At 62.5% G+C, this 6,120-nt stretch carries 7 protein-coding genes; 1 reads left to right on the top strand and 6 read right to left on the bottom strand.

Annotated features, from left to right (window positions below):
* From ACE3OH_RS18135 to ACE3OH_RS18115, 5 genes are all read right to left on the bottom strand, one after another.
* On the bottom strand, window positions 1-406 hold a 406-nt coding region (locus tag ACE3OH_RS18135), incomplete at its 3' end, for a cytidylyltransferase domain-containing protein (protein WP_374356432.1).
* Window positions 403-588 carry a Trm112 family protein gene (locus tag ACE3OH_RS18130; protein ID WP_374356429.1) on the bottom strand — a complete coding sequence of 62 codons (186 nt, stop codon included), beginning with the start codon at window positions 586-588 and terminating at the stop codon, window positions 403-405. The genes ACE3OH_RS18135 and ACE3OH_RS18130, both read right to left, overlap by 4 nt.
* Window positions 569-1,585 (bottom strand): tetraacyldisaccharide 4'-kinase, encoded by a 1,017-nt coding sequence (lpxK, locus tag ACE3OH_RS18125; protein WP_374356426.1) that lies wholly within the window; start codon window positions 1,583-1,585, stop codon window positions 569-571. Before lpxK ends, ACE3OH_RS18130 begins: the two co-directional genes overlap by 20 nt.
* A 103-nt stretch (window positions 1,586-1,688) precedes the next feature.
* Window positions 1,689-2,102 carry an ExbD/TolR family protein gene (locus ACE3OH_RS18120; RefSeq protein WP_374356423.1) on the bottom strand — a complete coding sequence of 138 codons (414 nt, stop codon included), beginning with the start codon at window positions 2,100-2,102 and terminating at the stop codon, window positions 1,689-1,691.
* A 1-nt stretch (window position 2,103) separates the two neighbouring features.
* Complete coding sequence (locus ACE3OH_RS18115; protein WP_374356420.1) at window positions 2,104-2,712, bottom strand: MotA/TolQ/ExbB proton channel family protein; 609 nt, start codon at window positions 2,710-2,712, stop codon at window positions 2,104-2,106.
* Between the two features lie 340 nt (window positions 2,713-3,052).
* Here ACE3OH_RS18115 and xseA point away from each other — a divergent pair, with 340 nt between their 5' ends.
* The gene (gene xseA / locus ACE3OH_RS18110) at window positions 3,053-4,420 is read left to right on the top strand and encodes an exodeoxyribonuclease VII large subunit (protein ID WP_374356414.1); all 1,368 of its coding nucleotides are present in this window, start codon (window positions 3,053-3,055) and stop codon (window positions 4,418-4,420) included.
* Between the two features lie 17 nt (window positions 4,421-4,437).
* Here the strand turns inward: xseA and ACE3OH_RS18105 are convergent, their stop codons facing one another.
* Window positions 4,438-5,874: a YdiU family protein gene (locus tag ACE3OH_RS18105; protein WP_374356410.1), complete on the bottom strand. Its 1,437-nt coding sequence runs from the start codon at window positions 5,872-5,874 to the stop codon at window positions 4,438-4,440.
* Window positions 5,875-6,120 lie beyond the last annotated feature (246 nt).

The raw sequence follows: 6,120 nt of genomic DNA, 5'->3' as shown, positions 1-6,120 counted from the left end.
CGTCCGCGCTGTGGATGGCGTGGCAGGCGCTGGTCATCGGGAAATCGGGGTGATCGTGCAGCTTGGCGGCGACCGCGTCGATCAGCGCCGGAGCAATCAGTGGTTCGTCGCCCTGCACATTGACGATGGCGGTGTCGTCAGCCAAGCCCAGCAGATCGGCCGCTTCGGCCAGCCGCTCGCTGCCGGAGCTGTGCGCCACGCTGGTGAGGATGGCTGAGTGGCCATGCTCGCGCACCACATCGACAATGCTTTGATCGTCGGCGGCCACATGCACGGCGCTGGCGCCGCTTTTCAGCGCCTGCTCGACGGTGCGTACCACCAAGGGCTTGCCGCCGATATCGGCAAGCATCTTGTGCGGGCAGCGGCTGGAGGCCAATCGCGCCGGGATCAGGGCGACAAAACTCACGAACCCACTTCCTCGTCGGCCGGCAGTTCGCGCGCTTCGCTTTCCAGCATCACCGGGATGCCGTCCTTGATGGCAAATGCCAGGCGGTCGGCGCGGCAGATCAGTTCCTGGCGCGGTTTGTCGAAGTGCAGCGGCCCTTTGCATAGCGGGCAGACGAGGATTTCAAGCAGCTTGGTGTCCATGCGGAGATCTCAGGGCGTGTAACCGGGCATCGAGCCAGGCGGCAAGGTCGGGGGTCAGCTGGGCAGCGACCGGAACGACCCAAATACTACCATTGTGTTGCAGTGCGGCGAGCTTCACCGCGTCCTTTTCGGTGGTGACGATCACGGTGTCGCGCAGTGGCGCCAAATCTGTGGCGCGATAGGCATAGTGATCGGCAAACGGGTAGGCATCGATCTGCAAACCGGCCTCGCGCAGCAGGGTAAAGAACCGGTCAGGATGGGCGATGCCGGCCAGGGCCGCTACGCGCTGGCCGCGCAGATCAGCAAGGCTACAGCGCCGATCTGGCTGACCAAGCTGCCATAGCGCGCCCGCTTCCAGCTGCATGGCAAAGGTCTGCGGGTGGCTGGGCAAGGCCGCGCGGGCCGGGCCATTGATCAGCAGGGCATCGGCAGCATTCAGCCGGCTTGCAGGCTCGCGCAGCGGGCCGGCTGGTAGCAGCCAGCCGTTTTGCAGACCGCGGCTGCCATCGATCACCACGATTTCGATATCGCGGGCCAGTCGGTAATGCTGCAGACCGTCGTCGGTAATGATCAGGTTTACGCTCGGGTGTGCTGCCAGTAGCGTCTGCGCCGCCGCCACCCGGTCGCGGCCGACGAACACCGGGCAGGCGCAGGTTCGGGCAAGCAGCAGCGGCTCGTCGCCATAGCGGCTCGCCAACCCTTGCGGGTTGACCTGGGCGCAACCGGCTTCGCTGCCGCCATAGCCGCGGCAGACGATGCCGGGCCGCCAGCCCAGCATGCGCATCCGCTCGGCCAGGTAACGAACCGTGGGGGTCTTGCCGGCGCCACCAGCGCTGAGATTGCCGACTACCACCACAGGCACCGTGAGCCGGGTGCGGCGCAGCATGCCGCTGCGAAACAGCAGGCGACGCAAAGTCGCCACCGCGCCGAACAGCCAGGCCAGTGGCAGCAGCAGGCAGGCGGGAAAGCAGCTTTGCCAGTAGCGCGGAGTCTTCAAGCCGGCGTTCCAAAAAAACATTCCCGCTGACGCGGGAATGCTGGTTGATCATGCTGGCGCGGCGCGGAACCTCAGGGCCGCACCAGCTTGTGGGGCGTAAGCCCTATTGCGGCGATTGGGTGGCAAAGGTGAGGCGGCCAAAGCCGGCCAGGCGCGAGGCCTCCATCACATTCACCACCGCCTGGTGGCTGGCATTGCCATCGGCATTCACCACGATCACCGGATCAGCCACTTTGGCGACCTTTCGCAGTTCGGCAGCGAAGTTTTCCACGCCGCTGTAGCTGATACGTTGACCATTGATGGCATAGCTGCCACCCGAGCTGATGCCGACCTCGATCTCGGTAGACTTGGCTTCAGTCTTGTCGGCCTCGGCGGTCGGCAGGTTGATCTTCAACTCGGCAAACTTGGAATAGGTGGTGGTGGCCATCAAAAAGATAAGGATCACCAGCATCAGGTCGATGAGCGGAATCAGATTGATTTCCGGCTCTTCGCGTTTACGGCCTTTGCGAAAGTCCATCTCAGCCTCGTTCGCCGTGCACGACTTCAACCAGCTTGATGGCCTGCTGTTCCATCTCGACGATAAAGCTGTCGACGCTGCCACGGAAGTGACGGTAGAACACCAGTGCCGGGATGGCGACGACAATACCGAAAGCGGTGTTGTACAGTGCCACCGAAATACCGTGGGCCAGTGCAGCCGGATTGGCGCCGCCACTGGGTGCCTGTGCGCCGAACAGCTCGATCATGCCGACCACGGTGCCAAACAGGCCCAATAGCGGCGCGGCGGTGGCGATGGTGCCGAGGGTAGTCAGGAATTTCTCCAGATCATGGGCGACGGCACGGCCGGCTTCTTCGATCGATTCCTTCATGATGTCGCGCGAGCTTTTGACATTTTTCATGCCGGCGGCAAATACCCGGCCCAGGGGTGAATTCGATTGCAGGCGGGTCAGCATGTCGGCAGTGACGCCCGATTGCTTGTATTCCTGCACGGTAAGGGCGAGCAGACCATCTGGCAGCACTTGCGAGCGACGCAGGCTGAAGCTGCGTTCGAGGATAATGGCGACGCCGATGACCGAGGCGAAGATGATCAGATAGATGGGCCAGCCGGCAGCCTGGATGATGGCGAGCATGGTTGCGAATTCCAGTGGGGGGCAAAAAACCGCGTAACTTTAGCTGCGCGGCGAGTGGGCGGCAAGCCAAATTCCCGAAGCAGGCTCGCCAAACCCGCGATTAGACAGGGCTTTGCGGCTTTGTTCACACGGGCTGTGGATAACATTGTGGAAAAGCCTGCGGATAAGGCGTTCCGGATCGGGAAATCAAGCGCCTTGTTAGCTTGCTCATTTTTTCAGCGAGTTGAAAATGTTCAATAAATACAGGTACTTAAGCGTTTGCTGTAACAGGGCTGAAATTTACTGAGAGGCAAGAGAGAGCAAGAATGTCAAGTGTGGATGAAATGAAGGGGAGAGGCGGGTGACTACACATTTGTCAAGCCCGAATGCGGTATGGACGGTGAGCGAATTGAATCGGGCGGTGCGCGGCCTGCTGGAGCGCGAACTGCCCTTGCTGTGGGTCAGTGGCGAGATTTCCAATCTGACCATCGCAGCCAGTGGCCATTGTTATCTGTCGCTGAAAGATGGTGGTGCCCAGGTCCGCGCAGTGATGTTCCGCAACCGCGCACTGCTGTTGCCATTCAAGTTGCGCGAAGGCATGAAGGTGGAAGCGCGGGTGTCGGCTAGCCTGTATGAGGCGCGCGGCGATTATCAGCTGAACGTAGAAACCATGCGGCCGGCTGGTCTGGGGGCGCTGTTCGAAGCATTTGAAAAACTCAAGGCCCAGCTGGCGGCCGAGGGCTTGTTCGATGCGCAGCGCAAACGGCCTTTACCGGCTGCGCCCAGGGCCATCGGCATCGTCACCTCCACCCTGGCGGCGGCCCTGCGCGATGTCTTGACCACCTTGCGCCGCCGTGCGCCGCATATTCCGGTGCTGCTCTACCCGACCCCGGTTCAGGGTGAGGGGGCGGCCGAGCGTATCGCCGCCATGCTCGATTGCGCCAATGCGCGCCGGGAAGTCGATGTGCTGATCCTGTGTCGCGGCGGTGGCAGTATCGAAGACCTGTGGTCGTTCAACGAGGAAGTGGTAGCCCGCGCCATTGCCGTCAGTACCATCCCGGTGGTGAGCGGAGTAGGGCACGAAACCGATTTCACCATTGCCGATTTTGTTGCCGATTTGCGCGCCCCCACCCCGACCGCTGCTGCCGAGCTGGTAGCGCCGGAGCGCGCTGCGCTGTTGGCTAGCCTGGCCGCACTCGATGCCCGGCGTGCGCGGCAGTGGCAGCAGCAATGGCGTAGCGCCAATCAGCGCCTCGATTATCTGAGCCGCCGTTTGATTCATCCGGGTCAGCGGCTAATGCGGCAACGTCAATTGCTGACTCTGGCGCAAGGCCGCCTGCAAGCGCAGATGCAGCGCCTGATCGAGCAAATGCAGTGGCGCCTGCAGCGGGCTGCGCGCGAGCTGGCTCATGGCAAACCGGCGTTGCCAGCGTATCGATTGCAATTGGCGCGCTCGCAGCAGTTGCTGCGGCTGGCTTTGAGCCGCAAGCTGGAGCGGGCCGGGGCGCGGCTGGACAGTGCGGCGGCCAAACTGGGTGTACTTGATCCGCAGTCGGTGCTGGCGCGTGGCTACAGCATCGTGCATACCCGCGATGGCCGGCTCATCAATGATGCGGCGCAGCTGCAGCTGGGCGAAGTGCTGGCCCTGCAATTTGCCAGCGGCAGCGCAACGGCCGTGGTGACCGAAAAGCCGGTGGTGCAGGGCAGTCTGTTCGGCGAGATCGATTGAGCGGCTGGTTTCCAAGCTTACGACGAGCAGCTGACGCTGAGGCTGCCGGCCCAATCGGGCGGTGTGCCGGCATAGGCATGGTGTTCCGGCTGCTCGTCAAATGGCCGTGCCAGCAGCGCCTGCAGCCGGTGTATTTCGGCAAAATCCCCCTGCTGCGCCTGGCGTATGGCAACTTCGGCCAGATGATTCCGCAGGATGTATTTCGGATTGACGCTACGCATGGCCGCGCTGCGACCGGCCGGCTTGCCCTCGGCGCCAAGGCGCTGGCGATAGTCGTCTGCCCACCGATCGAATCCGGCTCGATCGATGAATAGATCGCGCAGGTGCGAATTGCTGGCGCCGGGCGTGGCGTCGAAATCTGCCAGTTGACGCCAGAAGATAGTCCAGTCGGTGCGCGAGGCCTGCATCAGCTCGAACAGATTGGTAAGCAGGCGCCAGTCATCATTCATGCTGCTGCGCAGGCCCAGTTTGCGGCGAAAACGCTCGGTGAGGGCGGCCTCGAACAAGCCTTGGTAGCGCTTGAGTGCCTCGACTGCGGCGTCCCGATCCAGCAGGGGCAATAGCGCCTGGGCCAGGCAGTGCAGATTCCACAGGCCGATTTCCGGCTGGGCGCCATAGGCATAGCGACCGCTATGATCGGAGTGATTGCAGATATGGCCGGCATCGAAGCCATCGAGAAAGCCGAACGGGCCGTAGTCCAGCGTCAAGCCCAGCAAGGACATATTGTCGCTATTCATCACGCCATGACAAAACCCCACCGCCTGCCAGTCGGCAATCAACCCGGCGGTGCGGCCTATCACTTCTTCCAGCATGGCTTGGTAGCAATTGTCGGCGGCCCGACTGTCGGGAAAGTAGCGATCGATGGCGTAGTCCGCCAGCTGTCGCAGTGTTTCATGCTGGTTGCGGTAATAAAAGTGCTCGAAATGGCCAAACCGCAAAAAGCTTGGCGCAACGCGGGTGACTACTGCAGCGGTTTCGGCTGTTTCGCGCCACACCACCTCTGCACTGGCAAACAGGGCAAGGGCGCGGGTAGTGGGAATGCCCAGGCCGTGCATGGCTTCCGAACACAGGTATTCGCGAATGCTGGAGCGCAGAACGGCGCGGCCATCGCCCATGCGTGAGTAGGGTGTCTGGCCGGCGCCCTTGAGCTGTACCTCCTGCCCGGCCAGCTCCCCCAGCAATAGGGCTCGGCCATCGCCAAGCTGGCCGGCCCATACGCCGAATTGGTGCCCGGAGTACACGGTGGCAATCGGTGTTGCGCCCGATTGGACGGCGCTGCCGGCCAGGGTGTCGAGCAACGCGGCATCGTCGAGCGGCCGAGCCAGCCCCAGTTCGCTAGCAAGGGTGTTATTGAAGGCGGCGAGTACGGGGCTTTGCAGCGGCTGGGCTTGCACCGGGCTGAAAAAAGCCGGGCCAAGCTGGTGGAAGCCACTGTGAAATCGCTGTTCAGGCATCGGGAGGAGCTTTCTTGCAATGGGTTGTTGGGGCGCCTGTCGGGTAGCGCGCGGGCCGGCTTTGGATGGTTTGCCTGTGAAGGCATTTGTTTGCACGTCGCGGCACTTATCACTCAGGGCTGGATAGGCATCCTGCACGGCTGGCCGGCTATTGCCAGTTTGCTGCATCGCGCTTGGGCGAGTCTTGCCAGGTGAAAACACCGGTCGGGTAGATCGAGGCCATGGCGTTGATCTTGCTGGCGCCTG

The organism is Chitinimonas sp., from assembly GCF_041904975.1.
Classification (GTDB): Bacteria; Pseudomonadota; Gammaproteobacteria; order Burkholderiales; family Chitinimonadaceae; genus Chitinimonas.
This window is presented reverse-complemented; position numbering and strand designations above follow the sequence as displayed.

Bases quoted from the DNA above. Each gene is read 5' to 3' on its own strand.
- ACE3OH_RS18115 (WP_374356420.1), bottom strand. From the start codon at position 2,712: ATGCTCGCCATCATCCAGGCTGCCGGCTGGCCCATCTATCTGATCATC.
- ACE3OH_RS18105 (WP_374356410.1), bottom strand. From the start codon at position 5,874: ATGCCTGAACAGCGATTTCACAGTGGCTTCCACCAGCTTGGCCCGGCT.
- ACE3OH_RS18120 (WP_374356423.1), bottom strand. From the start codon at position 2,102: ATGGACTTTCGCAAAGGCCGTAAACGCGAAGAGCCGGAAATCAATCTG.
- ACE3OH_RS18130 (WP_374356429.1), bottom strand. From the start codon at position 588: ATGGACACCAAGCTGCTTGAAATCCTCGTCTGCCCGCTATGCAAAGGG.